Source organism: Azonexus sp. GW821-FHT04F04, from assembly GCF_059420025.1.
This window is the reverse complement of the sequence record NZ_JBWKSX010000005.1, coordinates 197953-223435: the sequence shown is the minus strand read 5'-3', so window position 1 is coordinate 223435 and position 25483 is coordinate 197953. Positions and strand designations below refer to the sequence as shown.

The 25483-nt window shown below is 59.9% G+C and carries 24 protein-coding genes; 23 read left to right on the top strand and 1 reads right to left on the bottom strand.

Going from position 1 to position 25483, the window contains the following annotated elements:
* Positions 1-13 precede the first annotated feature (13 nt).
* Positions 14-319: a helix-turn-helix domain-containing protein gene (locus AC07TV_RS12415; RefSeq protein WP_226405690.1), complete on the bottom strand. Its 306-nt coding sequence runs from the start codon at positions 317-319 to the stop codon at positions 14-16.
* A 273-nt stretch (positions 320-592) separates the two neighbouring features.
* On the opposite strand from AC07TV_RS12415, the gene AC07TV_RS12410 reads away from it, so the two are divergent.
* The 23 genes from AC07TV_RS12410 to AC07TV_RS12300 all read left to right on the top strand — a co-directional run bounded on the left by AC07TV_RS12410 (position 593) and on the right by AC07TV_RS12300 (position 25480).
* Positions 593-1042, top strand: a complete 450-nt coding sequence (locus AC07TV_RS12410; RefSeq protein WP_494648668.1) for a CBS domain-containing protein — start codon at positions 593-595, stop codon at positions 1040-1042.
* Between the two features lie 246 nt (positions 1043-1288).
* Complete coding sequence (gene aroC, locus AC07TV_RS12405) at positions 1289-2389, top strand: chorismate synthase (protein WP_494648667.1); 1101 nt, start codon at positions 1289-1291, stop codon at positions 2387-2389.
* Between the two features lie 53 nt (positions 2390-2442).
* On the top strand, positions 2443-2709 hold the full coding sequence (locus AC07TV_RS12400) for an HP1242/YdcH family protein (RefSeq protein WP_494648666.1): 267 nt from the start codon (positions 2443-2445) through the stop codon (positions 2707-2709).
* Between the two features lie 41 nt (positions 2710-2750).
* Positions 2751-3938, top strand: a complete 1188-nt coding sequence (locus AC07TV_RS12395; protein ID WP_494648665.1) for an MFS transporter — start codon at positions 2751-2753, stop codon at positions 3936-3938.
* A gap of 30 nt (positions 3939-3968) precedes the next feature.
* Entirely contained in the window at positions 3969-5375 is a 1407-nt protein-coding gene (gene leuC, locus AC07TV_RS12390; protein ID WP_494648664.1) for a 3-isopropylmalate dehydratase large subunit, read from the top strand.
* Between the two features lie 15 nt (positions 5376-5390).
* A complete protein-coding gene (locus tag AC07TV_RS12385; protein WP_494648663.1) occupies positions 5391-5606 on the top strand; it encodes an entericidin EcnAB in 216 nt (71 codons plus the stop codon).
* Positions 5606-6244, top strand: coding sequence for a 3-isopropylmalate dehydratase small subunit (gene leuD, locus AC07TV_RS12380; protein WP_494648662.1), 639 nt, complete (start codon positions 5606-5608; stop codon positions 6242-6244). Before AC07TV_RS12385 ends, leuD begins: the two co-directional genes overlap by 1 nt.
* A gap of 12 nt (positions 6245-6256) precedes the next feature.
* Positions 6257-7309, top strand: a complete 1053-nt coding sequence (gene leuB / locus AC07TV_RS12375; protein WP_494648661.1) for a 3-isopropylmalate dehydrogenase — start codon at positions 6257-6259, stop codon at positions 7307-7309.
* 27 nt (positions 7310-7336) lie between these two features.
* Positions 7337-8470, top strand: coding sequence for an aspartate-semialdehyde dehydrogenase (asd, locus tag AC07TV_RS12370; protein WP_494648660.1), 1134 nt, complete (start codon positions 7337-7339; stop codon positions 8468-8470).
* Between the two features lie 160 nt (positions 8471-8630).
* The gene (locus tag AC07TV_RS12365) at positions 8631-11801 is read left to right on the top strand and encodes a motility hub landmark protein FimV (RefSeq protein ID WP_494648659.1); all 3171 of its coding nucleotides are present in this window, start codon (positions 8631-8633) and stop codon (positions 11799-11801) included.
* 63 nt (positions 11802-11864) lie between these two features.
* Positions 11865-12458, top strand: coding sequence for a hypothetical protein (locus AC07TV_RS12360; protein ID WP_494648658.1), 594 nt, complete (start codon positions 11865-11867; stop codon positions 12456-12458).
* Positions 12455-13243 carry a tRNA pseudouridine(38-40) synthase TruA gene (truA, locus tag AC07TV_RS12355; protein ID WP_494648657.1) on the top strand — a complete coding sequence of 263 codons (789 nt, stop codon included), beginning with the start codon at positions 12455-12457 and terminating at the stop codon, positions 13241-13243. Before AC07TV_RS12360 ends, truA begins: the two co-directional genes overlap by 4 nt.
* 81 nt (positions 13244-13324) lie before the next feature.
* A complete protein-coding gene (locus tag AC07TV_RS12350) occupies positions 13325-13951 on the top strand; it encodes a phosphoribosylanthranilate isomerase (RefSeq protein WP_494648656.1) in 627 nt (208 codons plus the stop codon).
* Positions 13938-15137 carry a tryptophan synthase subunit beta gene (trpB, locus tag AC07TV_RS12345; protein ID WP_494648655.1) on the top strand — a complete coding sequence of 400 codons (1200 nt, stop codon included), beginning with the start codon at positions 13938-13940 and terminating at the stop codon, positions 15135-15137. Before AC07TV_RS12350 ends, trpB begins: the two co-directional genes overlap by 14 nt.
* Positions 15137-15943, top strand: a complete 807-nt coding sequence (trpA, locus tag AC07TV_RS12340) for a tryptophan synthase subunit alpha (RefSeq protein ID WP_494648654.1) — start codon at positions 15137-15139, stop codon at positions 15941-15943. The genes trpB and trpA overlap by 1 nt, the downstream gene beginning before the upstream one ends.
* Entirely contained in the window at positions 15940-16809 is an 870-nt protein-coding gene (accD, locus tag AC07TV_RS12335; protein WP_226404115.1) for an acetyl-CoA carboxylase, carboxyltransferase subunit beta, read from the top strand. Before trpA ends, accD begins: the two co-directional genes overlap by 4 nt.
* 100 nt (positions 16810-16909) lie before the next feature.
* Positions 16910-18220 (top strand): bifunctional tetrahydrofolate synthase/dihydrofolate synthase, encoded by a 1311-nt coding sequence (gene folC, locus AC07TV_RS12330; protein WP_494648653.1) that lies wholly within the window; start codon positions 16910-16912, stop codon positions 18218-18220.
* A gap of 2 nt (positions 18221-18222) precedes the next feature.
* Complete coding sequence (locus AC07TV_RS12325) at positions 18223-18954, top strand: SPOR domain-containing protein (RefSeq protein WP_494648652.1); 732 nt, start codon at positions 18223-18225, stop codon at positions 18952-18954.
* Positions 18951-19442 (top strand): CvpA family protein, encoded by a 492-nt coding sequence (locus AC07TV_RS12320; RefSeq protein WP_494648651.1) that lies wholly within the window; start codon positions 18951-18953, stop codon positions 19440-19442. Before AC07TV_RS12325 ends, AC07TV_RS12320 begins: the two co-directional genes overlap by 4 nt.
* A 12-nt stretch (positions 19443-19454) precedes the next feature.
* Positions 19455-20996: an amidophosphoribosyltransferase gene (gene purF / locus AC07TV_RS12315; protein ID WP_494648650.1), complete on the top strand. Its 1542-nt coding sequence runs from the start codon at positions 19455-19457 to the stop codon at positions 20994-20996.
* 2 nt (positions 20997-20998) lie between these two features.
* Positions 20999-22180: an O-succinylhomoserine sulfhydrylase gene (locus AC07TV_RS12310; protein ID WP_494648649.1), complete on the top strand. Its 1182-nt coding sequence runs from the start codon at positions 20999-21001 to the stop codon at positions 22178-22180.
* A 186-nt stretch (positions 22181-22366) separates the two neighbouring features.
* Positions 22367-23644: a DEAD/DEAH box helicase gene (locus tag AC07TV_RS12305; RefSeq protein ID WP_494648648.1), complete on the top strand. Its 1278-nt coding sequence runs from the start codon at positions 22367-22369 to the stop codon at positions 23642-23644.
* A gap of 126 nt (positions 23645-23770) precedes the next feature.
* A complete protein-coding gene (locus tag AC07TV_RS12300) occupies positions 23771-25480 on the top strand; it encodes a GspE/PulE family protein (protein ID WP_494648647.1) in 1710 nt (569 codons plus the stop codon).
* Positions 25481-25483: the final 3 nt, after the last annotated feature.

The following is a 25483-nucleotide window of genomic DNA, read 5'->3' as shown; positions in this document are numbered from 1 at the left end:
TTCGGGGCAAAAATCAGGCCGCTTTTTTTGCGTGAGCGCGAGCCGATTTCTTCAGCGACTTGAACAGCTCCGGTTCCTGAGCCTTCAAATACTCGACGACTTCGATGTCGTCACGCTTGATGTTTTTGATATCGACTTGTTCGACATGAACCAGACGGAGCAATTCGCGCACCGGCTTCGGCATGTTGCGGCCGCTTTCGTAGCGGGAACCGCCACTCTGCGTCACGCCGAGGGTGGACCAGAACTGTTGCTGATTCAGGCCAAGTTTGCGACGAATTTCACGAGCGTCGATTTTCTCGATGGTTTTAACAGTAGACATCATTCAATCTCCATACGCTAGTGGAATAGGATTACCTAAGCATCCTAGCGATATATGCCTTAGGTGATATAACCAAGTGTATAGATGGTTATGACATTTCGCAAGTGCCAATGCCAATAAATTTATCAAATCCGCGTAACGATTTGTATCGATTGATGCTCTTGCTATTGTCCTTCGACCTTATGCGAGACGAGAAGTGCCGTTGGTCTTTCCGAATCAGGGAGGATGCTCTAAGATCAACCGACCAATTAAAACCGAGTGCGGGAGAGCGCAATGCAGGTCCGGGAAATACTTCGAGTCAAGGGCGCCACGCTGTATACAGCGGCGCCGCAACAGTCTTTGGCTTTCGCTATCGACAGCATGGCCGATCTTGATGTCGGCTCACTGGTTGTCATGGATGGCGGCAAGATGGTCGGCATGCTGACATTCCGCGAAGTCCTTCTGGCGCTCAAGGGCAAGGCGGCGACTGCGGAACAATTGACTGTCGGCGATGTGATGGTAACCAATCCGGTGACTGCTTTTCCGGATATGGAAGCCAACGACTTGCGTCGCTTGATGATCGACAAGCGCTCGCGCTATCTGCCAGTCATCGAAGACGACACGCTGATGGGCGTCATCTCGTTCCTCGATGTGGCCAAGGCGGTTCTTGAAGAGCAGAGTTTCGAGAACAAGATGCTGAAGAGCTACATCAAGAACTGGCCAACGGATCAGCAGGAGGCCTGAGCTTCAAGCGAATACAAAAGGCAGCTTCGGCTGCCTTTTGTTCGTTTACAGCTAGCGGCTGTCCCTGCCGTAACGCTTTGTTCTTTGCCAGCGGTTATCGGGCTGTTGGCGCGCATTTGGCGCCGCATTCGAGCCCCCCTTGCGGGGCGGGGGCCGGGTCGATGGTTTTGCTACAGTCGACGGTGTGGGGGAGGGCTTCTTGCTCGGCATGGTAAACTCCTCATTCCATATTAGAACGCAGCTTCCATGTCCGGCAATACTTTTGGCACCCTGTTTACCGTTACCTCCTTTGGCGAGTCGCACGGCCCGGCAATCGGCTGTGTTGTTGATGGCTGCCCACCCGGACTGGCCTTGTGCGAGGCTGATATCCAGGCCGAACTGGATCGCCGCAAGCCGGGTACGTCGCGTCATGTGACGCAGCGTCGCGAGCCGGATACCGTCGAGATTCTTTCCGGCGTCTTTGATGGCAAGACCACCGGCACGCCAATCGGCCTGCTTATTCGCAATCAGGACCAGCGCAGCAAGGATTACGGCAATATTGCCGACACCTTCCGTCCTGGTCACGCCGATTACACCTACACCCAGAAATATGGTTTCCGCGACCCCCGTGGCGGCGGCCGTTCGTCGGCCCGTGAGACTGCCGTGCGCGTGGCGGCCGGGGCGATTGCCCGCAAGTGGCTGAACGAGCGTTATGGCATCAGTATTTGTGGCTGGATGAGTGCTCTCGGTCCGATTGAGATTCCCTTTGTTTCGGCTGACGACATTCGCGAGAACGCTTTCTTTGCGCCGAATGCCGGGCTGGTGCCAGAGCTTGAAAGCTATATGGACAGCCTGCGTAAATCGCTCGATTCGGTCGGCGCCAAAATCACCGTGACCGCGACTGGTGTTCCCCCGGGTTGGGGCGAGCCGGTTTATGATCGTCTCGATGCGGAAATTGCCTATGCCATGATGGGCATCAATGCCGTGAAGGGTGTCGAAATCGGCGCTGGTTTTGCGTCGGTGGCCCAGAAGGGAAGCGAGCATGGAGATGAAATGACGCCGCAGGGCTTTGTGACCAATCATGCTGGCGGCGTGCTGGGCGGCATTTCGACGGGGCAGGATATTGTCGTCAATATGGCGATCAAGCCGACCTCGTCGATCGCCCAGCCGCGTCGCTCAATCGATCGTCAGGGCAACGCCATCGAAGTGGCGACCGAGGGGCGGCACGATCCTTGTGTCGGCATTCGCGCCACGCCGATTGCCGAAGCCATGCTGGCGCTGGTCCTCATCGATCATGCCTTGCGTCACCGCGCTCAGTGCGGTGACGTGGTGTGTGCGACGCCGCGCATACCGGGTGAAATCGCGTAATATTTCCATTTTGCCGCCCAGGCGGCTGATCATCGCAACAGGGAGAGAAAACCATGCAAGTTGATCATCACGATCTGTACCAGGAGTTTCCCGAGTTCAAGGACGGGATTGATGCGCTCAAGACCAGCAATGCCTATTTTGCCCGTCAGTTCGCTTCCTATAACCGCTTGACCGGCAAGGTCGAGGATCTCGAAGAGCAGGACATGCCGGTCGCCGACTTCACCATCGAAGACATGAAGAAACAGCGCGTCAAGCTCAAGGACGAAATCTACCATCTGCTGCTCGCCTTCCGCGCCGGCCAGCAATCCGTCAAGGCTTGATCGAAGCCTGTTCCCGATCCTGCATCCGGTAAAATCGCCGGATGCATGCTTTGCCTTACTGGCGCCTCTCGGGCTACTACTTTTTCTATTTCGCCTTCATTGGCGCCTTCTCGCCCTATTTCGGGCTCTATCTCCAATCCCTGAATTTTTCTGCCTGGGACATCGGTCTGCTGATGTCGCAGATGCAGTTGATGCGCCTCTTTGGCCCCAATCTGTGGGGTTGGCTGGCTGACCGTTTTGGTCGGCGCATGGCGATCATTCGACTGGCTGCCGGGATTGGTCTGGCCGGATTCACCGCTTTTTTCTGGCTCGACAAATTGCCCGGCATGCTGGTCGCGATGGCGGTCCTGGCCTTTTTCTGGAGTGCTGCGCTGCCGTTGGTCGAGACGTTGACTTTCGATCATCTGCGTGAAGAGCGCGGCCGCTATAGCCGTATCCGCCTGTGGGGTTCAATCGGCTTCATCGTCGCCGTGATGGGGACCGGGGCGCTGCTCGACATGGCGCCACCGGTCGGCGTGCTCTGGGTGTGCTGGGCGATTCTGGCCGGCATTCTGTTTTACGCGCTGACCCTGCCGGAAGCGCCGCCGGTCCTGCATGAGAGCAACGCTCAGCCGATTGGCGAAATTCTGCGCCAGCCGAAAGTCATTGCGCTGATGACGGCCTGTTTCGCGATGTCGGCGGCGCATGGCGCCTTCTACGTTTTTTACTCGATCCATCTCGATGCCCACGGCTATTCGAAGACCGAAGTCGGCTTGCTCTGGTCGCTCGGCGTGGTCGCGGAAATCGTCGTTTTCATGTTCATGGCGCGGCTGTCGCGGTGGTTATCGCTACGCGCCATCCTGCTCGCCTGTTTTGGCGCAGCAGTTGTTCGCTTCCTGCTCATGGGCTGGGGCGTCGAGTCGGCGGCCATCATGATTGTCGTCCAGCTACTCCACGGCCTGACGTTCGGCGCCTACCACGCGGCTTCCATCGCGGCAGTGAATCAGTGGTTTCCCGGTCGGGCGCAGGGCCGGGGACAGGCGCTGTATTCAAGTCTGTCGTTCGGCGCTGGCGGCTTGCTCGGCGCGCTGATCAGCGGCCGGACCTGGGATTCGCTGGGCTCTGGCTGGACCTTTACGCTCGGTGCCGTGTTCGCGCTGGTCGGCTTGGTGCTGGTCTGGGGCTGGGTCGGTGCGAATGCTACGGTCAACCGGGAAAACAGGGCAAAAACGAAAGATCCTGTGCAATAATTCAAGGCTTTACAGCCCACATTACGCACCATGTCGAAGACCCTTTACGACAAGCTTTGGGAGAACCATGTCGTCCATCAGGAAGCTGATGGCACGGCCCTTCTCTATATCGATCGTCACCTCGTGCATGAAGTCACCAGCCCGCAGGCTTTCGAAGGCCTCAAGCTGGCCGGCCGCAAGCCTTGGCGCATCTCGTCCATCGTCGCGACGGCCGACCACAATACGCCGACCGATCACTGGGATGAAGGCATCAAGGATCCCGTGTCGCGTCAACAAGTGCAAACGCTGGATGACAACATCCGCGAAGTCGGTGCGCTGGCCTATTTTCCGTTCAAGGATGCGCGGCAGGGCATCGTGCACGTCGTTGGTCCGGAAAACGGCGCCACGCTGCCCGGCATGACGGTTGTTTGCGGCGACTCGCACACTTCGACGCATGGTGCTTTCGCCTGTCTGGCCCACGGTATCGGCACCTCTGAAGTCGAGCACGTGCTGGCTACCCAATGCCTGCTGCAGAAGAAGTCGAAGACCATGCTGATCGCCGTCGACGGCAAGCTCGGCAAGGGCGTCACCGCCAAGGATGTGGCGCTGGCCATCATCGGCACCATCGGCACGGCCGGCGGCAACGGCTACGCCATCGAATTCGGCGGCAGCGCTATTCGCGGCCTGAGCATGGAAGGTCGCATGACCCTGTGCAATATGGCCATCGAAGGCGGTGCGCGCATGGGCTTTGTCGCGGTCGACGACAAAACCATCGATTATTTGAAAGGTCGCCCGTTCTCGCCGAAGGGGGATATCTGGGAAAAAGCGGTCGCCTATTGGCGCACGCTGCATTCCGACGCTGGCGCACAGTTTGATCGCATTGTCACGCTGAAGGCCGAGGATATTCGTCCGCAAGTGACCTGGGGTACTTCGCCCGAAATGGTCGTCGCCATCGACGCCGTCGTTCCTGATCCGGCCAAGCAGACCGACCCGGTCAAGCGCGAAGGCATGGAACGCGCCCTGCAATACATGGGTCTAAATCCCAATACGCCGATCCAGGATATCGCCATCGACAAGGTGTTCATTGGCTCCTGCACCAACTCGCGCATTGAAGACCTGCGCGAGGCGGCATCCGTGCTCAAGGGGCGTCATGTCGCGGCGACCGTCAAGCTGGCGCTGGCTGTGCCGGGTTCCGGCCTGGTCAAGCGTCAGGCTGAAGCGGAAGGGCTGGACAAGGTTTTCATCGCGGCTGGTTTCGAGTGGCGCGAACCGGGTTGTTCGATGTGTCTGGCGATGAATGCCGACCGTCTGGAGCCGGGCGAACGTTGTGCCTCGACCTCCAACCGCAATTTCGAAGGCCGTCAGGGTCCGGGCGGACGCACCCATCTGGTCAGCCCGGCCATGGCCGCTGCTGCAGCAATTGCCGGCCGCTTTGCCGACGTGCGAGACGTTCTGTAAGAAGGAGCGACGATCATGAAGAATTGGCTTGTCTTGTTTGCTGTGCTTTGTCTGGGCGCCTGCAATACTGCGCAGGGCGTCAAGAAGGATGTCGCCATCGGCGCTGAAAAGACCGGTGAGGCTTTGCAGAAGGGCGGCGAAGCTGTCGAGAGCGCCCTGCACAAGAGTGGCGAGGCGGTTGGCGGTGCACTCAAGAAGGGTGGCGACGCCGTGCAGAAAGTGGTGGAGTAATGGATAAATTTGTTCGTCTGGAAGGTTTGGTGGCGCCCCTCGACCGCAATAACGTCGATACCGATGCGATCATCCCCAAGCAGTTTCTCAAGTCCATCAAGCGTTCAGGCTTCGGGCCGAATGCCTTTGATGAATGGCGCTACATGGATGTCGGTCAACCGGGGCAGGATGCCTCCGGGCGGCCGAAGAATCCTAATTTCGTGCTGAACCAGCCACGTTATCAAGGTGCGCAGGTGCTTTTGACTCGTGCCAATTTTGGCTGTGGCAGTTCGCGTGAACATGCGCCGTGGGCCCTGCTCGATTTTGGCTTCAAGGCCATCATCGCCGAATCGTTTGCCGATATTTTCTTCAACAACTGCTACAAGAATGGCATCGTGCCCATCGTCTTGCCGGCGGCTGAAGTTGAAGCCTTGTTCAAGCAGGTCGAAGCGACGCCCGGATACAAGCTGGTTGTCGACCTGCAGGCGCAAGCTGTCATTCGCCCCGATGGCTATGCCATTCCATTCCAGATCGATGCCTTCCGCAAGGAATGTCTGATCAACGGTTGGGACGACATTGGCTTGACCTTGCGTCAAGCCGAGAAAATTCGCGAATTTGAAGAGAAGCGTCGTATCAACCAGCCTTGGCTGTTTGCGTAATAAGGAAAAACCATGAAGATTTGTGTTCTGCCGGGTGACGGCATTGGTCCGGAAATCGTTGCTGAAGCCGTGCGTGTGCTCACGTCACTTGATCTCAAGCTGGAACTCGAAGAAGGCCTGATCGGTGGCGGTGCCGTTGACGCGACGGGAACGCCGTATCCTGAAGCAACCAAGAAGCTGACAGCAGAGGCCGATGCCATCCTGCTCGGCGCCGTTGGTGGTCCGAAATGGGACGTGCTCGCTCGCGAGTTGCGCCCGGAGCGTGGCCTGCTAGGTATTCGCAAGGATCTCGGACTGTTCGCCAATCTGCGCCCGGCGATTCTCTACCCCGAACTGGCCAATGCCTCGACGCTGAAACCGGAGGTGGTTTCCGGTCTGGATATCCTGATCGTTCGCGAGCTGACCGGTGATATTTATTTCGGCCAACCGCGCGGCATTCGCGAAGAAAACGGTGAGCGTGTCGGCTTCAATACCATGGTCTACAGCGAGTCGGAAATTCGCCGCATCGGCCATGTCGCCTTCCAGGCTGCGCAGAAACGCAACAAGAAGCTGTGCTCGGTCGACAAGATGAATGTGCTGGAAACAACCCAGCTTTGGCGCGATGTGATGATCGAGATCGCGCATGATTACCCGGATGTCGAGCTCAGCCACATGCTGGTCGATAACGCCGCCATGCAACTGGTCAAGGCGCCGAAGCAGTTTGACGTGATGGTCACGGGCAACATGTTCGGCGACATTCTGTCCGATGAGGCTTCCATGCTGACCGGTTCCATCGGCATGCTGCCGTCGGCCTCGCTCGATGCCAATAACAAGGGGATGTACGAGCCGTCACATGGTTCGGCGCCCGACATCGCCGGCAAGGGCGTGGCTAATCCGCTGGCTACCATCCTCTCGGTGGCGATGTTGCTGCGTTACACATTTGGCCTCGAAGAGCAGGCACTGCGCGTCGAAAATGCGGTCAAAAAGGTTTTGGCCCAAGGCTATCGGACCGGCGATATTTACGAACGCGGCACTAACAAGGTTGGCACGAAGGAAATGGGCGACGCCGTGCTGGCGGCGCTGTAATAAAGATTTTTCACGGAGAGTGATGAGATGAAGAAGGTTGGTCTGGTTGGTTGGCGCGGTATGGTCGGTTCGGTCCTCATGCAGCGCATGGTGGAAGAGGGCGATTTCGCCCATATCGATCCGGTGTATTTCTCGACCTCGGCGGCAGGTGGCAAGGCCCCGGCTTTCGGTGGCAAGGAAGCCTCGCTGCCGTTGCAGGATGCATCCAATATCGAAGCCCTGAAGGCCTGCGAAATCATCATCACTTGCCAGGGCGGCGATTACACCAAGGAAGTCTTCGGCAAGCTGCGCGCTACCGGCTGGAATGGTCACTGGATTGATGCCGCGTCTTCACTGCGGATGGCTGACGACGCGGTGATCATCCTCGACCCGGTCAACATGAATGTGATCAAGGACTCGCTGGCCAAGGGCGGCAAGAACTGGATCGGTGGCAACTGCACGGTTTCGCTGATGCTCATGGGTCTTGGCGGCCTGTTCCAGAACGACCTGATCGAATGGGCAACGTCCATGACCTATCAGGCCGCTTCCGGTGCCGGCGCACAGAACATGCGCGAACTGATTGCCCAGATGGGCGCCATCCATTCTTCGGTGGCTGACCTGTTGGCTGATCCGGCTTCTGCCATTCTCGACATCGACCGCAAGGTCGCCGAGACCATTCGCTCGGATGCCTTCCCGAAGAAAAATTTCCGCAACACACCGCTGGCTGGTTCCCTGATCCCGTGGATCGATGTGCCTTACGAGAACGGCCAGTCCAAGGAAGAGTGGAAGGGCGGCGCTGAATGCAACAAGATTCTCGGCAAGCCGGCTTTCCGCTCGGCGGGTTCGATCCCCATCGACGGTCTGTGTGTGCGCATCGGCGCCATGCGTTGCCACAGTCAGGCGCTGACCATCAAGCTCAAGAAGGACGTGCCGCTCGACGAAATCAGCGACATGCTGGCCAAGGCCAATCCCTGGGCCAAGGTTGTGCCGAACGATCGTGAGATATCGGAGCGCGAGCTGACCCCGGCGGCAGTAACCGGTACCCTGACCGTCCCGGTCGGCCGTCTGCACAAGATGGCGATGGGCCCCGAATACCTGGCTGCCTTTACCTGCGGCGACCAGTTGCTGTGGGGCGCCGCCGAGCCGCTGCGTCGCATGCTGCGGATTCTGCTCGACGCCTGATCGGTACCATCCTTTTGACAAAAAAGCCGGGGTCAAAGCCCCGGCTTTTTATTTGTTGGGGATATGCAAAAAGGGCAGGTTTGAGAAGCGGGTTTAGCTTGCATTGCTAAGTACATGATGTTAATTTGAAAGTCCCAAATTTGACGCTCAGGGTTTTGCCGTGAACGGAACTGTACAAACCAGGTTCAAGAAACGCGCAGCTGCGCTCGCCGTTGCTTCTTGTCTTTCAATTTCGCCGTGGATTGCAGAGGCCGCTGGCCTGGGTAAACTCACGGTGTTGTCGGGTATTGGGCAGCCCCTGCGGGCCGAGCTGGATATCGGTGCGACAAAGGACGAACTCGGGGGGATGACTGCTCGTCTCGCTCCGCAGGATGTATTCAAGCAGGCTGGCGTCGATTTCGCCTCCGTCTTGCTGGATCTCCGGTTCTCCGTTGAGAAGCGACCAAACGGACAGTCTGTCGTCAAGGTGAGTTCGGTCAAGCCGATCAATGAACCGTTCCTGGATTTTCTGGTTGAGCTGAACTGGCCGGCCGGGCGTTTGGTGCGTGAATATACGTTCCTGCTTGATCCTCCCGAAATGCTTGCATCGCAGTCGTCGCGCCCGGTAGCGGATGCACGGATTGTCGAGACGGTTCGCGGTGGTGGAAGCGCTGGAGAGGTTAAACCGGCGCCAGTCAAGGCCGCTTCTCGTCCGGCGGCGACTCCGAAGGTGGCTGCCGAGCCGAAAGCAAAGCCGGAGAGCGCAGGAACGCGTGTCGTCAAGCAGGGTGAGACACTGCGCAAGATCGCAGCCGAGAACAAGTACGACGGTGTTTCCCTGGAGCAGATGCTGGTTGGCTTGTTCCAAGGCAATCCGGACGCTTTCATCGCCCAGAATGTTAATCGCCTCAAGGCTGGCGCAATCCTGAATATTCCCGAGCAGTCGGCGGTTGAGTCGATTTCTCCAGCTGAAGCGAAAAAAATCTATGTCGCACAAGCTCGCGACTGGAATGACTATCGGCAAAAACTGGCCGCATCGACAGCCAGGATGCCTGCTGCAGATGGTGCTGCAAGTCAGACCAGCGCCGGCAAGATCACGGCCAAGGTAGAGGAAAAAGCGGTGCCGGCCGAGCAGGGCAAGGATCAGGTCAAGGTGGCGCGTACCGACCCAGCAGCCAAGGGCGCTGCTGCTGCCAAGGCAGCCGAGGTGGCAGATCAGCTCGCCAAGGACAAGGCGCTGAAGGATGCGCAGGATCGCCTGCTGTCGTTGGAAAAGAATGTCAATGAATTGCAGAAGCTTCTGGAGATGAAGAACCAGAAGCTGGCTGAGTTGCAGCAAGCGCCGGCCAAAAAGGATGAGCCGAAGGTGGCTGAAGTAGCAAAGCCGGTTGAGCCACCCAAGCCTGTCGAGGTGGCCAAGCCGGTTGAGCCGAAGCCTGTTGAAGCCCCCAAAGTTGTTGAGCCGCCAAAGGCGCCCGAGCCTGTTGCGGCGGTTGAGCCAGCAAAACCGGTCGAGCCGCCAAAAGCCGTTGAGCCACCGAAGCCAGAAGTGCCAAAGGTCGAAGCTCCCGAGGCTCCGACGGAGCCGAGCTTTGTCGATTCCATTCTTGAGGATCCGGTGCCTTTGGCTGGTCTCGGCGGAATTCTCGCACTGCTGGGCGGTTACTTCGTGTTTAGCCGCCGGCGTGCCAAGAATTCGTCCATCGAAACGACCGCACTTCCGATGCCATCGAGCCTTGGGCCCAACTCTGTATTCCGCATGACGGGTGGCCAGAGTATTGATACTGGCAATATTCCGCCGCTGACCGGCGATTTTAGTCAGACCGGTCCCGGCACCATCGATACCGACGAGGTAGATCCGGTTGCCGAGGCGGATGTGTACATGGCCTATGGCCGCGATACCCAGGCCGAAGAAATTCTTCTCGAGGCGTTGCAGAAGGATCCGCAGCGGACGGCCATTCATGCCAAGTTGCTTGAGATATACGCGAATCGTCATAGCGTGAAGCAGTTTGAAACGCTGGCCGGTGAGTTGTATGCGCAGACGGCTGGTGTTGGTCCGGATTGGGCGAAAGTTGCTGTACTTGGCTTGGGCCTTGATCCGAACAACCCGTTGTATTCCGCATCGCATGCTCAGTCGGTACCGGAAGAGTCTGATGTGCCCGAAGCGCTGACCGCCGATGCGCTGGTTGATATTCCTGTAGAGGTTCCGGCGGCAGTGCCGGAGGCTGTGGTGAGTTTGCCCGAGCCGGATCAGGAGCCGGAAGTCGAAGTCGTTCCATCGGCTCTAGATCTTTCCGACGGATTCGAGCTGGATACGCTGGTTCTGCCGAAGGAATCCGAGTCACAGGCCGAGGGGGAAGCTGCTGCCGAGACCATGGACCTCGGGGCGGATGCAATGACCCTTGACTTCGATCTTGGCGCCGAGACCATCGCTCCCGATATGACCAGCCAGTCAGATATTGGCGTCGATGTCGAGCCTTATACCGATACGGTGGTTTCTGTCGATCATTCCGATGCGCTCGATTTCGACCTGGGCGGTGACGTAGTGCCAGCTATCGTCGAGATGGAGTCTGCCCCTTCTGAGGAGGACAGTGCAGGTCTGAATCTTGATTTCAGCGTTGCTGAGCAAGCCTTGATAGAAGAACCAGCCGCCTCGTCGCCTGATTTTTCACCAGACGGTACTCTGGTGATGCCGTCGGCAGTTGCCGAGATGGCTGAGGATATGGATGTTGGTCTCGGCACCTGGGTGGGTGGAGAAGAGTTGCCAGACGAGCTCCGTGAAGAAGCCTTGCCAGCCGAAGAGCAGCCGGTGATCCAGTTTGGCCAGGATGAGGATATGAGCAAGACCGTGGTCAACCAGATGGTCAATACGGATACGCTGATTGATTCCAATATCCTGAGTTTTGGTGTCGATGATGACAATGCCAAGTTGTCCGACACCGTGGTTAACACGGGCATTGTTGATAGCGACTCGCTGGAGTTTGATGTCAAGCTGACTGATTCGATGTTCCTTGGCCAGCCGATGGGAACTCAGGAGTTCGACATCGGGTCGATCAATCTTGACCTTTCCGAACCACCGGAGGCTGCGCCAGCGGCGCCGGCCGAAGTGAGTGCCGAGCCGGCAGGCATGCCCACGCTTGACGCGCCGTCGGCTGACGAGGAAGTTTCGGAAGCTGCGCCGGTGCACAACGAGCATTGGGAAGAGGTCAATACCAAGCTCGATCTGGCCAAGGCTTACGAAGAAATGGGCGACTTGGAAGGGGCGCGCGAACTGCTTCAGGAGGTCGTCGGCGAAGGTTCAGTCGATCTGGTTGAGCAGGCTCGCACGATACTCGGCCGTATTGGCGGGTAGAATTCAGGCTTGTGATCGGCACATGGCCCCGCAAGGGGCCATGTGCATTTCGGGAGCCCGGTTTTGCATCCTTCTTGCGCATTGATCATCTGGCTGGTAGCGGTTATCGGCGTTCAGTTCGTCGGCTATGCCACCATGCTCCTGCTCGTCGCCGCGGCCTTGCTGCTGACGCCAGGTCTGGCGGGTCGCTGGTCGGCTTACGTCTGGCGGGCTCGCTGGTTGTTGCTGACCCTCTGGTTGATTCTGGCCTACAACACGCCGGGTGAAGCAATACACGACATGGCCTGGGCGCCAACCTTTGAAGGCATGGCCGAAGCCGATCTGCAGGCCGCCCGTCTGGTGACGATGCTGGCCTGTCTGGCCTGGTTGTTCCTGCGCCTCGGGCACGATGGAATGATCGCCGGTCTGTGGGGATTGCTGCAGCCGGTTCGTGCCCTCGGTTTCAGCGTCGAGCGTGTTGTCGTTCGTCTTTCGTTGGTGCTCGAAAATCTTCAGGAGCCGCCGGAAAAAGGCGCCTGGAAGCAGATGTTGGCGGCTCAGCCGCTGGTTGCCTCGAGGCAGGAGGTGCTGCATCTGAGCCTGGTGCCGTGGCTGTTGCGCGATACCATGCTGGTGGCGCTGTCCGGCCTCGGATTAATGGGAGCGGCATTGTTGTGAGAATTGCGCTGGGTGTCGAATACTGCGGTACGGCCTTTCATGGCTGGCAAAGCCAGGCCGGGGGAGGCACGGTGCAGGACGCGCTTGAGTCCGCGCTGCGTGAAATCGCCGGAATGCCGGTCGGCGTGATGTGTGCCGGGCGAACCGACGCCGGCGTGCATGCGAGCCATCAGGTCGTCCATTTTGAAACTTTGGTTGACCGTCCGTTGACCGCCTGGGTGCGCGGCGTCAATTCGAATTTGCCGGAAGGCGTTGCCGTGCGTTGGGCGCAGCCGGTGAATGACGAGTTTCATGCACGCTTTAGTGCTCGTGGCCGGCGTTACCGTTACCTGCTGCTCAACCGACCGCAGAGGCCGGGTTTGTGGGCGGGGCGGGTCGGCTGGTTTCATGGAACGCTCGAACTGGCAGCGATGCAGGATGCCTGCGGTCGACTGCTCGGCGAGCACGATTTTTCGGCCTTTCGTGCCGCGGGATGTCAGGCCAAGTCACCGGTCAAGACGCTGTCGCGGGCTGAGGTGCGGCAGTGCGGCAACATGTTCGTTTTCGATTTCGAGGCCAGTGCCTTCCTGCATCACATGGTGCGCAATCTGGTCGGTACGCTGGTCTATATCGGCAAGGGAACGCAGTCGCCAGACTGGATCGGTGAACTGCTGCAGATGCAGGATCGAACGCTGGCGGCACCGACCTTCTCGCCGGATGGCCTGTATTTCCGTGGCCCGATCTACGAGCCACATTGGGGGTTGCCCGATCCGGACGACGATTTTCTCGATGGACTGTTGAAATAATCCTTTCCGGCCGGATTTTCATTCAAGCAGCGATTTCAATTTTGGCCGTTTTTTCCGGTTGACCGTAGGAACCAACAATTCATGAAAACACGGATCAAAATCTGTGGCCTGACTCGGGAAGAAGATGTCGACGCGGCCGTTGCCGCCGGTGCCGATGCGATCGGCTTCGTCTTCTATCCGCCCAGCCCGCGTTACGTTGCCCCGCAGCGCGCCGCCGAACTGGCCCGGCGAATCCCGCCTTTTGTCGATGTCGTCGGCCTGTTCGTGAACGAGGTGCCGGAAGTCGTCCGCGCCGCCTGCGAAGCCCTGCCCATCAACATCCTGCAATTTCACGGCGACGAGGATGCGGCTTATTGCCGCCAGTTCGCCCGGCCCTATCTACGGGCGGCAAGGGTGAGGCCGGGGCTTGATCTGGTAGAATTCGCCGGCTCGTTTCCCGATGCCCGGGGTCTGTTGCTGGATGCCTTTGTCGAGGGCTACGGTGGTGGCGGCCATGTCTTTGACTGGACGCTGATCCCGCCGGATCTTCCCTCGTATCTGGTGCTTTCCGGCGGCCTGACCGCAGACAACGTCGGCGACGCCGTGCGGCGCGTGCGCCCGGTGGCGGTCGATGTCTCGTCTGGTGTCGAAGCGAGCAAGGGAACCAAGGATCACTCGAAAATCGCTGCCTTCGTGGCGGCTGTACGGAAAGCCGATGAGTCAATATAACTTCCCCGACGCCAAGGGCCATTTCGGCCCCTACGGTGGCGTCTTCGTGGCCGAGACGCTGTTTGGCGCACTCGATGAGTTGAAGCAAGCCTACGCCGCCGCGCAGGCCGATCCGGCTTTTCGCGCCGAATACGAATACGAGTTGAAGCATTTTGTTGGACGCCCGTCGCCGATCTACCACGCCAAGCGCTGGTCCGAAATGCTCGGCGGCGCCCAGATCTATCTCAAGCGTGAAGATCTCAACCACACCGGCGCCCACAAGGTTAACAACTGCATCGGTCAGGCCATGCTCGCCAAGCGCATGGGCAAGCCGCGCGTCATCGCCGAAACCGGCGCCGGCCAGCACGGCGTCGCGACGGCCACGGTGGCTGCTCGCTACGGTATGGAGTGCGTGGTGTACATGGGCAGCGAAGACGTCAAGCGGCAGGCCGCCAACGTTTATCGCATGAAGCTGCTTGGCGCCACCGTCGTGCCGGTTGAATCGGGTTCGAAGACACTGAAGGATGCGCTCAACGAAGCGATGCGCGACTGGGTCACCAACATCCACAACACTTTCTACATTATCGGCACGGTTGCCGGTCCGCATCCGTACCCGATGCTGGTCCGCGATTTCCAGAAAATCATCGGCGAGGAATGTCTGGTTCAGATGCCCGAAATGACGGGGCGTCAGCCGGATGCCGTGATCGCCTGTGTCGGCGGCGGTTCCAACGCGATGGGTATTTTCTATCCCTACATCAACGTCGAAGGCGTCCGCCTGATCGGTGTCGAAGCGGCCGGTGACGGCATGGAAACCGGCCGCCATTCGGCTTCGCTGACCGCTGGCGTGCCCGGCGTGTTGCATGGCAACCGGACTTACCTGTTGCAGGACGAAGACGGCCAGATCATCGAAACGCATTCGGTCTCGGCCGGCCTCGACTACCCGGGTGTTGGCCCGGAACACGCTTGGCTCAAGGATCTTGGCCGCGCTGAATATCAGCCGGTAACGGACAGCGAAGCGCTTGCCGCTTTCCACACCCTGTGCCGCATCGAAGGCATCATCCCGGCGCTCGAATCCAGCCATGCGCTGGCCTACGCCGCGAAGCTGGCGCCGACGTTGCCGAAGGACAAGATTCTGCTGGTCAATCTCTCCGGCCGGGGTGATAAGGACATGCACACCGTGGCCGAAAAATCGGGAATTGTCTTCTGATGTCGCGTATAAAAACCGCTTTTGACCGGCTCAACGCCGAAGGCCGCAAGGCGCTGATTCCCTTCATCACCGCCGGTGATCCGGATGCCGCACTGACCCTGCCGCTCATGCAGGCGCTGGTCGAGGCCGGTGCCGACGTGATCGAACTCGGCGTCCCGTTTTCTGACCCGATGGCCGATGGCCCGACCATCCAGCGCGCTTCCGAACGTGCCCTGGCCAAGGGCATGACGCTGCGCAAGGTGCTGCAATTGGTCAGCGCCTTCCGCACGCTCGATGATAAAACGCCGGTTGTGTTGATGGGTTACGCCAATCCAATCGAGGCCATGGGCCTCGAGAAATTTGCCGAGAAGGCCGCGCAGTCCGGGGTTGATGGTGTTCTCGTCGTCGATTACCCGCCCGAAGAAGCGGCCAGCTTTGGCGCCGCGATGAAGGCGCACGGTATGGATCCGATCTTCCTGCTGGCCCCGACTTCCAACGCCGAGCGCATCGCCCAGGTGGCCGAAATCGCCAGTGGTTACGTCTATTACGTTTCGCTGGCTGGCGTTACCGGTTCCGGCGCTCTGAATGTCGAGGCGGTGGCTGAGCGTCTGCCGCTGATCCGCGAAAAGACTGGTCTGCCGGTCGGCGTCGGTTTTGGCATCCGTGACGCGTCGACCGCAGCACGCATTGCCGCTATCGCCGACGCCGTTGTCGTCGGCAGCCGGATTATCGAAGAAATTGAAAAATCGACGGCGGAAACAGCCTGCGCCAATGTGAAAGCCTTGGTTGCAGACATTCGTCGCGGTGTGGATGAGGTGAAAAAATGAGCTGGCTGACCAAACTGCTGCCCCCCAAGATCAAGCGTGAGCAAGGCGCCCAGCGCCGCGGCAACCTGCCGGAAGGCCTGTGGAGCAAGTGTCCGTCCTGCGAGGCTGTGCTCTACGCGACTGACCTCGAAAATAACCTGCAGGTCTGCCCCAAATGCGGCCACCACAACCGCCTGAACGCCCGTCAGCGCCTCGATATCCTGTTGGATGCCGAAGGCCGCTTCGAGATCGGTGCCGAGGTGTTGCCGGTCGACAGCCTCAAATTCAAGGACTCCAAACGCTATCCCGATCGTCTGATGGATGCCAATGAATCCAGTGGCGAGAGCGATTCCTTGGTCGTCCTGCAAGGCGCCATCAAGACCATGCCGGTCGTCGCTGCTGCCTTTGAATTCGACTTCATGGGCGGCTCGATGGGCTCCGTGCTTGGTGAGCGCTTTGTGCGCGGCGTGCAGACTGCCGTCGAGCACAAAATGCCCTTCATCTGCATCACCGCTTCCGGTGGCGCCCGCATGCAGGAAGGCCTGTTTTCGCTGATGCAGATGGCCAAGACGACGGCATCGCTGACCAAACTGTCCGAAGCCGGACTGCCTTTTATCTCCATCCTGACCGACCCGACCATGGGTGGTGTTTCCGCCTCCTTCGCCTTTGTTGGCGATGTGGTCATTGCCGAACCCAAGGCGCTGATCGGTTTTGCCGGCCCGCGCGTCATTGAGCAAACCGTCCGTGAAACACTGCCGGAAGGCTTCCAGCGCTCCGAGTTCATCATGGAAAAGGGCGCCATCGACATGATTGTCGACCGTCGCGAGCTGCGTGACCAGGTCGCCCGCGTACTGGCTCTACTGCAAAAACTGCCGGCTGCCGCTTGATTCGGCACCCAGCCCATCCCTGGCTTTGTCGCCTTCACCTTGTCGCGCAGTTTGCACTGCCTGCGGCTCGTCTTCGCGCCATGAATGATCTGTGTACCGAATGAAAACTCTAGGTGACTGGCTGGCCCATCTCGAAGGCTTGCACCCAAAGGGTCAGGCCGGCATCGAGCTGGGTCTGGACCGCATTCGCCTGGTCAAGGATGCCCTGGGACAGGCGCAACACTGCCCGGTCATCGTGGTCGGTGGCACCAACGGCAAGGGTTCGACCTGCGCCTATCTGGAAAACATCATCGACCGCGCCGGCTACAAGGTCGGCTGCTATACCTCTCCGCACCTGCTGGCCTATAACGAGCGGGTGCGCCTGAACGGCAAATCGGTGACCGACGAGGCGTTGTGCGCCGCCTTTGCTCGCGTTGAAACGGCGCGCCAACAGGCCGGCAATGTCGCGCTGACCTATTTCGAATTCGGTACGCTGGCCGCCTGGGAGGTCTTTGCCGAGGCCGGTGTTGAAGCTGCGATCCTTGAGGTCGGCCTCGGTGGGCGCCTCGATGCGGTCAACGCCTACGAACCGGATGTTTCCGTCGTCACCACCGTGGCCCTTGATCACACCGACTGGCTGGGGCCGGATCGCGAGAGCATCGGCTTCGAAAAGGCCGGTATCTACCGGGCCGGAAAGCCGGCCTTGTGCGCCGACCCGAATCCGCCACAAAGCCTGCTGGCCCACGCCGCAGCCATTGGCGCTGATCTGCGCCTGATCGGTCGCGATTTCGGCTTCGAGCGGCCGGCTGCCGAAACCAACGAAAACCGTCTGCAATGGCGCTGGTGGTGCCGTTCCGGCGGCCAGTTGATCAAGCGCGCGCTAGCCTATCCCGGCTTGCGCGGCCCGACCCAGCTCTACAACGCAGCCGTTGCCCTGGCTGCGCTCGATGCACTCGGCGACAAATTGCCGGTGACCATGCAGGCGATCCGTCCCGGGATGATCGAAACCGAACTGGCCGGGCGCTTTCAGGTCGTTCCCGGCAAGCCGGCCATCGTCCTCGATGTCGGTCACAATCCGCAGGCGATCAGGGTGTTGGCTGACAATTTATCGAGCATGGGTTTTTTCGACCGGACCTTTGCCGTACTCGGCATGTTGAGCGACAAGGATATCGTTGGCGCGCTGGCCCCCTTGAAGGGCAAGGTCGATATCTGGCATCTGGCGACACTGAGCGGGCCACGCGGGACGAGCGCCGAGACCCTGGCCGGGATCATTGCCGAAACCGGGCTTGGCGGCGAGGTGATTTGCCATGCCTCGGCCCAGGCTGCCATGCAAGCCGCCAAGGGGCAGGCCGCTGAAAGTGATAGAATCCTCGCCTTTGGATCCTTCTACACGGTAGCCGGCGCGCTAGAAACGCTTCGGAAAAAGCCCTAGTCATGGACGACAACGACGCCCAGTTACACCTCAAGAAACGCGCCCGCCGCCGGCTGGTCGGGGCGATTTTCTTCGTATCCGTGGTCGCCGTGGTGCTGCCCATGGTGATGGATCACGAGCCGCGCCAGACCGTGCAGGATGTCGAAATCCGCATTCCGGGGCAGGACGAAAAGCCGTTTGCCCCGAAATTTGCCATCGCTCCGGTTGAGAAAACTACGCCAAAGCCGGCGGAGGCGCCCGTTGTGCCGCCAGTGGCTGCCACCGCGGCGATGGTGGCTGAATCAGCGGTGAAACCGACGGCACGCGTTGTCGAGGTCGCCAAGGATCCCAAGCCGGCCGAGAAGCCGGCAGAAAAACCGGCCGCAAAGGTGGAAAAGTCACCTGAAAAGCCTGCCGCGAAGACGCCTGAAAAGACAGTTGAAAAGCCCAAGGCCGACGATGCCAAGCGGGCCGCCGCGATTCTGGCCGGCCAGCCGGCAGAAGCCAAACCTGCTGCGAAGAATGGCGAATATCTGGTTCTGATCGGTGCTTTTTCCAATGAGGCCAACGTCAAGAGTCTGCGGGCCAAGCTGGGCGAGGAGGGCATCAAGACCTTCAGCGAGCCGCTCGATACGCCGCAGGGCAAAAAGACCCGTGTTCGCGCCGGCCCGTTTGCCAGTCGTGAAGCCGCCGACAAGGCGCTGGAAAAAATGAAACGGATCGGTATCAGCGGAGTTGTTGCAGCCAAGCCATGACCGGTTTTGATTACCTTGTAATAGGGATTGTTGCTGTCTCGCTGCTGTTTGGTCTGTGGCGTGGTGTGGTTGGCGAGATCATCGCGCTGGCGGCCTGGGGCGTCGGTATCTTTGCTGCGATAGAGTTTGGCGCCGCGGTCGGGCACTCGGTCTTTGCCGGCTTGAGCGATCCGGCCTTGCGGACGCTGGCTGGTTGTGTGGTGATATTTGTCGGCATTCTGGTCTCGATGGCCGTGTTGAACATGGTGGTGCGCAGCATGGTCAAAGCTTTGGGCTTGTCCGTGTCGGATCGCATCCTCGGCATGATCTTCGGGCTGACGCGCGGGGTGCTGGTGTGCATGGTGCTGGTTGGGCTGGGCGGCATGACTTCGGCGCCGACTCAGCCGTGGTGGCGGAACGCGACGCTGGCAGCGCCTTTGGAAACCGTCGTTATGGCAGTCAAGCCTTGGCTGCCCGACGATTTGGCAAAACGAATTCGATTTAGCTAAGCAGGAAATACTATGTGCGGGATTTTGGGTGTAATGGCGACAACGCCGGTCAATCAGCTGCTTTACGACGGCCTTATGGTGCTTCAGCATCGCGGCCAGGATGCAGCCGGGATCGCCACGGCGGAGAACAATACTTTTCACCTGCACAAGGGGCCGGGCCTGGTCCGCGACGTCTTCCGTACCCGCAACATGCGGGCGCTACCGGGTAACTGCGGTATCGGCCACGTCCGTTATCCGACGGCCGGTTCAGCCTACAACTTTGCCGAGGCGCAACCGTTCTACGTCAATTCGCCGTTCGGCATCTGTCTTGGTCATAACGGCAACCTGACCAACGCCGAGCAACTGAAGGGCGAAATGTTCCGCCTCGACCGCCGGCACATCAACACCAATTCCGATTCTGAAGTCCTGCTCAATGTGCTGGCGCATGAACTGCAGTCGGCGGCGCACGGCTACGAGCTTGACGTCGATGCCATCTTCCAGGCCGTCGGTGGCGTGCATCGTCGTTGCCGCGGCGCCTATGCGGTCGTTGTCCTGATCGCCGGCTATGGGCTGCTCGCTTTCCGCGACCCGCATGGTATCCGGCCGCTGGTCTATGGCCAGAATGAGACGCCGGAAGGCATGGAGTATCTCGTTTCGTCCGAGTCCGTCGCCCTCGATACGCTGGGTTTCAAGATGGTGCGCGATATCGAGCCGGGTGAGGCAGTCTTCATCGACTTTAATTTCCAGTTCCATAGCCGCCAGTGCGCGCAGCAGCCGATGTACGCGCCATGCATTTTCGAATACGTCTATCTGGCCCGTCCGGATTCGGTGATCGACGGTGTTTCCGTCTACGAATCGCGTTTGGCCATGGGTGAAATGCTGGCCGAGAAGGTCAAGAAGCACATCCCGGTCGAAGAGATCGACGTCGTCATTCCGATTCCGGATTCGAGCCGTCCGTCCGCCATGCAACTGGCGCAAGTGCTCGGCATTCCGTTCCGCGAGGGCTTCGTCAAGAACCGCTACGTCGGCCGCACCTTCATCATGCCGGGTCAGGCGATGCGCCGGAAATCGGTGCGCCAGAAGCTCAACACCGTCGGCCAGGAATTCAAGGGCAAGCGCGTTTTGCTGGTCGATGACTCCATCGTCCGTGGCACGACGAGTCGTGAGATTGTTGACATGGCGCGCGCCGCTGGCGCGGTCAAGGTCTATTTCGCTTCGGCAGCACCACCGGTGCGCTTTCCGAACGTCTATGGCATTGATATGCCAACCCGGGCCGAACTGATTGCCACGGGCCGTACGGATGAGGAAATCGCCGCTGAAATCGGCGCCGATGCGTTGGTGTATCAGGATATCGAGGCGCTCAAGGAGTCGATTACCTCGTTGCGCTCCGATCTGACCTTGTTTGATGCTTCCTGTTTCGATGGCTGTTACATCACGGGCGACATCGACGACTATTACCTCGACGCGGTCGAAGGCAAGCGTGGTGGCAAGGGTGGCAAGGGTAGCGACGATGACGGCGATGGCCGCGCCTCGCAGCAACTCGTCCTGCAACTGGCCGAGGACGCACGGGATTGACCATGTCTGATTTGCCCGATTACCGTCCGGAAACGCTGGCCGTTCGTGCCGGCCAGCAGCGCAGCCAGTTCGGCGAGCATTCCGAAGCGCTCTACCTGACCTCCAGTTTCGTCTTCAAAAGCGCGGCGCAGGCAGCCAAGCGTTTTTCCGGCGAAGAAGACGGCAACGTTTACGCCCGCTTCTCGAACCCGACCGTCACCATGTTCGAGGAGCGTCTTGCTGCCCTGGAGGGCGCCGAGGATTGCGTCGCCACGGCGAGCGGCATGTCGGCGATCATGGCTGCCGTCCTGGCCCACCTCAAGCAGGGCGACCACATCGTCGCTTCGAACAGCCTGTTCGGCGCTACGGTGCAATTGTTCAACAACATCCTGTCGCGAACCGGCATTACGACGACCTTTGTGTCGCATACCGATCCGGCGGCATGGGAAGCGGCGATCCGTCCGGAAACCAAACTGTTTTTCCTCGAGACGCCGTCCAACCCGCTGACTGAAATCGCCGACATCCGGACACTGGCCGGGATCGCCCACGCCAAGGGTATTCTGGTTGCCGTCGACAACTGTTTCTGTACGCCCATCCTGCAGCGTCCGCTCGACATGGGGGCCGATCTGGCCATTCATTCGGCGACCAAGTTCCTTGATGGGCAAGGCCGCGTCCTGGGCGGTGCCGTCTGCGGTCCGAAGAAACTGACCGAAGAAGTCTTCAAGTACCTGCGCACGGCGGGTCCGACGCTGTCGGCGTTCAATGCCTGGGTGCTGCTCAAGGGCCTCGAAACGCTGAAATTGCGGGTTGAGGCGCAATCGGCCAATGCGCTGCAGTTGGCCCAATGGCTCGAAGCGCATCCGAAAGTGGCGCGCGTTTTCTATCCCGGTCTGCCCTCGCATCCGCAGCACGAACTGGCGAAAACCCAGCAGAAATCGGGCGGCGCCATCGTTGCCTTCGAAGTCAAGGGCGCGCGAGAACAAGCTTGGCAGGTCGTCGATAATTGTCGCTTGCTGTCGATTACCGCCAATCTTGGCGACACCAAAACCACCATTACCCATCCCGCCTCCACCACGCATGGCCGCATTTCCCCGGAAGCCCGGGCCGCGGCCGGCATCAGCGAAGGGTTGCTGCGCATTGCTGTCGGCCTCGAAGCGGTGGAGGACCTGCAGGCCGACCTCGAACGGGGTTTGGCCCTTATCTGATCGTCTGAATTTTTCACGCGCCGACAGCGAGGGGGCGCAAACAACCGGAGCAGGGCTTTTTTGGGGTTAACCGACCTTTCCACGGTCAACCGGAAAAAATGCCCAAATTTGAAATCCGGTTTCTCCTGACCCTCGCTGCATCGTTGCTCCCTGGCCCCTCCGGTCAGGCTTTATCCAAGGATTCCCATGCATTTTTCCGATCTCGGCCTCAAGGCCGAACTCCTGCGTGCCGTTGCCGACCAAGGTTACGACACGCCGACCCCCATCCAGCAGCAGGCCATTCCGGCCGTCATGACTGGTCGCGACCTGATGGCCACGGCCCAGACCGGCACCGGCAAGACGGCCGGCTTCACGCTGCCCATCCTGCACCGCCTGTTCAGCGGCCCAGCCGGACATCTCGCCCGCGTCACCAAGAAGCCGCGCGTGCTGGTCCTCGTGCCGACGCGTGAACTGGCCATTCAGGTCGAGGAAAGCGTGCGCACCTACGGCAAGCATCTGCCGGTCGTCTCGCTGGCCGTCTTTGGTGGCGTCGGCATCAATCCGCAGATCGCCGGCCTGCGCCGTGGCGTCGATATCCTGGTGGCGACACCGGGCCGCCTGCTCGATCACATTCAGCAACGCACGGTCGATCTCTCTGCGGTCGAGATTCTGGTTCTCGACGAAGCTGACCGCATGCTCGACATGGGCTTCATCCGCGATATCCGCAAGATCATTGCCCTGCTGCCGAAACAACGCCAGAACCTGATGTTCTCGGCCACCTTTTCGCCGGACATCCGCGAACTGGCCGCAGGCCTGCTCCACAATCCGGCCTCGGTCGATGTCGCCGCGCGCAATACCGCGGCCGAAACGGTGGCTCAGTGCGTCATCGAAACCAACCGCGACCAGAAGAAGGCATTGCTCTGCCATCTGTTCGAAACCCGCGGCTGGCATCAGGTGCTCGTTTTTGCCCGGACCAAGCATGGTGCCGATGCGCTGTCCAAGACGCTGGAAAAAGCCGGCATCAGTTCAGCCGCCATCCACGGCAACAAATCGCAGGGAGCGCGGACGCGGGCACTGACCGATTTTAAGGATGGCAAGCTGGTGGCGCTGGTGGCGACCGATATTGCGGCGCGCGGCATCGATATCGATGCGCTGCCCTACGTCATCAATTATGAACTGCCCGATGTCGCCGAAGACTACGTCCATCGCATCGGTCGTACCGGCCGTGCCGGCATGGAAGGCAAGGCGATCTCTCTGGTCAGCCACGACGAGCGCGGCAACCTGCGCGACATTGAGCGACTGATCAAGCGCGATCTCGAGCGCCTCGTCATTCCGGGCTTTGAGGCATCGGCTATCGCGCCGCCAAAGCCGGTGCAGCCGCCGCGCGGCGCACGTAAGCCGCAACCCGGCCGGCCACAGGCACAAAAAACAGCACAAAAACCGGCACGGCCGCAGCAACATCACAGCGGCAACCGGCATCGCTGATCGTCAGCCGCCCGGGAACTATTGGCGTAGCTGACTTGTCGGGGGGTGAAAAAACGTCTACTGTGGAAACTTAAGCCGTAACTTCATATTGTTAACGCAGTTTCTTAAGGTGTTTTGGAGGTCGGGATGCCCCCCCCGCAAAAAGTCCGGCTTGGTGACCTGCTGATCCAGCAAGGCCTGCTGACCGAAGAACAACTGAAAATCGCGCTCGACGAGCAGAAACGCACCGGGCGCAAGCTTGGGCGCGTCTTCGTCGAGAGCGGCTACGTCACCGAGGAAGGCATCTCGCAGGCGCTGGCCCGACAGTTGCGGATTCCCTTCATTGACCTCAAGAATTTCACGCCCAAGCCGGATCTGATCAAACTGTTACCGGAAGCGCCGGCCCGGCGTTTTCGGGCAATGGTGCTCGAACAGTTGCCGGACGGCCGTTTGCAGATCGGCCTGGCCGATCCGACCGACTTGCAGGCCTATGACGAAATCACCCGTCTGGTCAAACGCGAGATCGACCTCGCCGTCGTTACCGAAAGCCAGTTGCTGGCCATGGTCGACCGCGTCTATCACCGTGGCGAGCAGATTACCGGCCTGGCCAAGGAGCTGACCGCCGAACTCGGCGACATGCCGATCGAGTTCGGCGACCTGCTCGGCCTCAATCCGGGCGCCGAAGATGCGCCGGTCGTCAAGCTGCTGCAAACAGTGTTCGAGGAAGCCATGCGTCTGCGCGCTTCCGACATCCATTTCGAGCCGCAGGAAAAATCACTGCGCATCCGTTTTCGTATCGACGGCGTGCTGCACATCCAGACCGAAGCCGATGCCAAGGTTTCATCGGCCGTCGCATTGCGCCTCAAGCTGATGTCCGGGCTCGATATTTCCGAAAAACGCCTGCCGCAGGATGGCCGTTTCAATATCAAGGTGCGCGCCAATCCGGTCGACGTCCGTATCTCGACCTTGCCCACCCAGTACGGCGAATCGGTTGTCATGCGGCTGCTCGCCCAGAACACCGGCCTGCTCGAACTCGACAAGATCGGCATGCCGCCTCGCGTCCTCGAGCGTCTCCGCCATGCGTTGAAACGCCCGAGCGGCATGGTGCTGGTTACCGGCCCGACCGGATCAGGCAAGACGACGACGCTCTACGCCGCGCTGAATGAACTGAACAGCCCGGAAAAGAAGGTCATTACCGTCGAAGACCCGGTCGAATACCGGCTGGGTGGCCTGAATCAGGTGCAGGTGCACGAAAAGATCGATCTCTCCTTCTCGCGCGTGCTGCGTACCGTGCTGCGCCAGGACCCGGACATCGTGCTGATCGGCGAAATGCGCGACCAGGAAACGGCCGAAATCGGCATGCGCGCCGCCATGACCGGCCACCTTGTGCTGTCCACCCTGCACACCAACGACGCCGTATCGACGCCGATCCGCCTGCTCGACATGGGCGTGCCGCGCTACATGGTCGCACTGTCGGTTCATATGGTCATCGCCCAGCGTCTGGTCCGGCTGATCTGCAGCAACTGCCGTGAAGCCTATGCGCCGACGCCGAGCGAGCATGAATGGCTGCGCTACGAGCTGGGGAATGGCATTGATGACCACGCCTATCATCATGGTCGTGGCTGCGCCCATTGCGCCAATACAGGCTATCAGGGGCGGAGCGGGGTCTACGAATTCCTCGAAATGAGCGATACCGTGGTCGAAGCGATCAACCACGAAGACCCGGGTGAGTTCATGCGTGTCGCCCGCCAGCAGATGGGTGGCGAGACGCTGCGCCGCGATGCCGTCCGCCTGGTTCTGTCCGGCCGGACCACGGTGGCTGAGGCCATGCGTGTCAGCAACCAGTTCGAGGAATAAGCC